2 protein-coding genes and 1 pseudogene are annotated in these 2,927 nt (G+C 61.9%); 1 reads left to right on the top strand and 2 read right to left on the bottom strand.

Annotated elements, in window-relative coordinates; genetic code table 11:
- Both GXH28_RS15595 and GXH28_RS15590 read right to left on the bottom strand, forming a co-directional pair.
- Nucleotides 1–195 (bottom strand): annotated as a pseudogene (locus tag GXH28_RS15595) (metallophosphoesterase); the annotation flags it as partial.
- A gap of 10 nt (nucleotides 196–205) precedes the next feature.
- Entirely contained in the window at nucleotides 206–1,042 is an 837-nt protein-coding gene (locus GXH28_RS15590) for an XdhC family protein (RefSeq protein ID WP_169239936.1), read from the bottom strand.
- A 2-nt stretch (nucleotides 1,043–1,044) separates the two neighbouring features.
- Between GXH28_RS15590 and GXH28_RS16555 the strand changes: the two genes are divergently transcribed.
- Nucleotides 1,045–2,802: a CSLREA domain-containing protein gene (locus tag GXH28_RS16555; RefSeq protein ID WP_240550456.1), complete on the top strand. Its 1,758-nt coding sequence runs from the start codon at nucleotides 1,045–1,047 to the stop codon at nucleotides 2,800–2,802.
- Nucleotides 2,803–2,927 lie beyond the last annotated feature (125 nt).

The following is a 2,927-nucleotide window of genomic DNA, read 5'->3' as shown; positions in this document are numbered from 1 at the left end:
GACGGCATAGCTGGTATCGTGATTGCCGCGCACGAATAGCAGAGGCACGCTGAGCGTCGTTCCCAGGAAGTCAAGGTAGTGAATGGGCAGATCGCCGCAACTGACCAGGACATCAACCCCGCCGTAGGTCTGCCGGAGGAAATCCACATTGTGCAGTTGCGGTTGCACAACGTCGCTGACAGCCAGAATCTTCACGGCTTCCTGTTCATTGGCCACTCTGCACGACCTGTTTCAGGGGCGGAGACCAGCGCAACGACTCACCACTGCCACCGCGCTGCACCTGGATGATCTCCGCCAGAATGCTCACCGCGATCTCTTTGGGCGTCTCCGCCCCAATAGACAACCCGATCGGCGCATGGACGCGCTCCAGATCGGTCTGCGACACGCCCTGCGCCTGCAACGTCTCCACCGTCAGCGCCCAGCGCCGCCGACTGCCGATCAGCCCGATGTAGGGCGCTGGCGTCTTCAACAGCGCCGGGAGCAATGTCTCGTCCACGCTCAGCCCGCGCGTCACCGCCACTACATATGTGAAAGACGTGATCGTGACTCTGGTCACCAGTTCCTCTGGAGCCGCTTCGACGTAACCATCCATGCCAGGAATGTGCTCCGGCGTAGCATAGCCAGGACGGTCATCGCAGACGATCACACGATAGCCCAGCCACTTGGCCAGTTCCGCCACCGCTTTGCCCACATGCCCGCAGCCGATCACCAGCACTGTCGGCGGGGGCATCAACGGCTCCACATACACTTTCACCGTCCCGCCGCACACGCCCGGATCGCCAGACTCGAGATCGGCCAGGTTGTACGTGAACATCCGGCATTGGCCATCGTGCATGGCCGCCTGCGCCTCCGCGATAACCAGCGCTTCCATCTGTCCCCCGCCGACCGTACCCACGATCTGCCCGTCGGGCCAGACCAGCATTTTGCTGCCAGCCTCTCGCGGTACCGAACCCTGGGTTTCTACCACAATAGCCAGGGCCGCAGCGCGACCTTCGCGTTGTGCGGCCAATGCTGCTTCCAGAACAGCCTGATTTTCACCCATCGTTGGCTTCCCCAGGCCCTCAGGCGCTTTCCCGCAAGGCCCGCCACACCTTCTCCGGCAACAGCGGCTCCATCGGCGGCGGCATCTACAACTACAGTGACACGCTGACGGTGACCAACAGCACCTTCTCCAACAACGTCGCCAGCTCCGGCGGTGGCATCAGCAACTTTGGTGCGGCGACCCTCAAGAACACCATCATCGCCAACAGTGTCGGCGGAGATTGCGTCGGCTCCTTGATGAGCGGCACCGACATCAATAACCTCATTGAAAGCACGGGCAGCAGCGCCTGCGGCCTGATCAATGGCGTGAACGGCAACATCACCGGCGTTGACCCCAACCTGGGCACGCTGACCGGCAGTCCCGCCTACTTTCCGCTCAACGCGGTCAGCCCAGCGATTGACGCCGGCCACAACACCACCTGCGCCGCCGCGCCGGTGAACAACCAATCGCAGAACGGCGTCACGCGACCGCAGGACGGCGACGGCAACGGCACGGCGACCTGCGACATCGGTTCCTACGAAGCGCCGGCAGTCACCACGCCCACGCCGACTCACACGCCGACGCGCACGCCCACCCGCACACCGACGCCCACGCCCACCCGCACACCGACGCCCACGCCGACCGACACGCCTACACATTACGTTGTCAACTCGTTGGCGGATACCGTTGCTAACGACGGCGCCTGCACCCTGCGCGAAGCGATTCAAGAAGCAAACGGCGGTAGCAACACCGACTGCGCCGGCTCGCCGAGCGCCGCTAACGACACCATCACCTTCAGCGTCAGCGGGACGATCACGCTCACCGCGCTCCTGCCCAACATCGTGAGCGGGCAGGGGACGCTGACGATTGACGGCAGCGGGCAGAACATCACCATCAGCGGCGACAGCGACAACAACGGCTCTGGCGATGTGCGCGTCCTCAACGTCAACGCCGGTGCGACTCTCAATTTGCTCAATCTGCAAATCTTCTATGGTCGTGCCGCCAATGGAGGGGGAATCGTCAATAATGGCACATTGATGATCAGCGGCAGCGTGTTTTATAACAACCTGGCTACCACTTATGGTGGGGGTGCGATTGACAACAACGGAGCCTTGACGATCACGAACAGCACTTTCCGCTTGAACTCTGCTGCGAAGGGGGGAGCGATCAGCAATTTTGGGAGCGGCACGCTGACGGTGACGGGCAGCACGTTTGACAGCAATTCCGCCGACGAGGGCGGCGCCATCTGGAACAGCCGTCCGCTGACGGTCACGAACAGCACCTTTTACAACAACGATGCAGATACGTACGGCGGCGGCGGAATCAACAATAGCGGCACCCTGACGCTCTTGAACTCCACCTTCTCGAACAACTCGGCTGTGACTGGGGGTGGCGGTGTCAGCAACTACGGTGGCGGCACGCTGAATTACACCAATACCATCATTGCCAATTCTGCCGGCGGGGATTGTTATAACAACTCCACAATTGGCACAAACACCAACAATTTGGTCGAAGACGGCTCCTGTAGCGCTTCCCTAAGCGGCGATCCAAATTTAGGCACGCTGACCGGCAGTCCCGCCTACTTTCCGCTCAACGTGGGCAGCCCAGCGATTGACGCCGGCGACAACGCCACCTGCGCCGCGGCGCCGGTGAACAATCAATCGCAGAACGGCGTCACCCGCCCGAAGGACGGCGACGGCAACGGCACCGCCACCTGCGACATTGGCTCGTATGAAGCAGCGGCTCAGTTCCGGCTCTACCTGCCCCTGATCCTACGATGACAGGCTGAGATGAGCCGAGAAGGCGCGTCTGATGATCCGCTGATTCTGAACGGCAAGAGCGTCGGTCAAATCGCCAACCTGCCTCTGCAGCGGTTCAACGTCATCCAACTCGAGCGCCCGTCGCC

This window comes from Candidatus Roseilinea sp. NK_OTU-006 (assembly GCF_012931985.1).
GTDB lineage: Bacteria > Chloroflexota > Anaerolineae > J036 > Brachytrichaceae > JAAFGM01.
Note: the sequence above shows the minus strand (reverse complement) of the source record. Positions and strands in the feature narration are given on the sequence as shown.